Annotated in this window: 1 protein-coding gene; it reads right to left on the bottom strand. The window is 74.7% G+C overall.

Going from position 1 to position 815, the window contains the following annotated elements:
• A partial coding sequence (locus IE312_RS37965) for an AMP-binding protein (RefSeq protein WP_189986839.1) occupies positions 1 to 815 on the bottom strand: 815 nt, incomplete at both ends.

The following is an 815-nucleotide window of genomic DNA, read 5'->3' as shown; positions in this document are numbered from 1 at the left end:
GCACCGTGCACGGCTGCCACGAACCGGTCGGCGGTCAGACCCGGACGGCCCAGGTAACCCCGCGCCAGACCCCGGCCGGCGATGTACAGCTCACCCACCACACCCGGTGGCACCGGCCGCAACGCCTCGTCCAGGACGTAGAGGCGGGCGTTGGTGACGGGGCTCCCGATCGGCGGGGCTCCGGCGCCGGGTGCGAGCGGGGCGCTGGTGGTGGCCATGACGGTGGCCTCGGTCGGTCCGTAGGCGTTGACCATCCGGCGTCCGGGGGCCCAGCGGGCGACCAGCTCGGCGGAGCACGCCTCGCCTCCCACCACCAGCGTGCGCAGGTCCGGCAGATCCGCGCCGGGGAGTGCGGCCAGGGCCGTGGGCGGGATGAGGGCATGGGTGACCCGGTGTTCCCGCATGAAGGCCACCAGGTCGTCGGCGGCCGGCGGGCCGCTCGGCGGGACGACGAGGACGCAGCCGTGCACCAGGGCCATGCAGACCTCCAGCACGGCGGCGTCGAAGCTGGGAGAGGCGAACTGCAGGACGCGACTGCCGGGAGTGACGAAGAAGCGGGATCGCTCGGCCGCCGCGAAGCCGGGCAGTCCCCGGTGGGTGACGACGACGCCCTTGGGCCGGCCGGTGGAACCGGAGGTGTAGATCACGTAGGCCGGGTGGTCCAGCCGCAGGGGCGCGGTGCGCTCGTCGTCCCGGAGGTCGCCCGTCCCCTGCGCCTCCACGGCGTTGAGGGTCGCCGCCGCGTCGAGTTCGAGGGTGGGGACGTCCAGGTCGCGGGGCAGGTCGGGCAGGGTCGCGGTGGTCGTCAGCAGCAG

It is taken from the genome of Streptomyces capoamus, from assembly GCF_014654935.1.
Taxonomy (GTDB): Bacteria; Actinomycetota; Actinomycetes; order Streptomycetales; family Streptomycetaceae; genus Streptomyces; species Streptomyces capoamus.
Note: the sequence above shows the minus strand (reverse complement) of the source record. Positions and strands in the feature narration are given on the sequence as shown.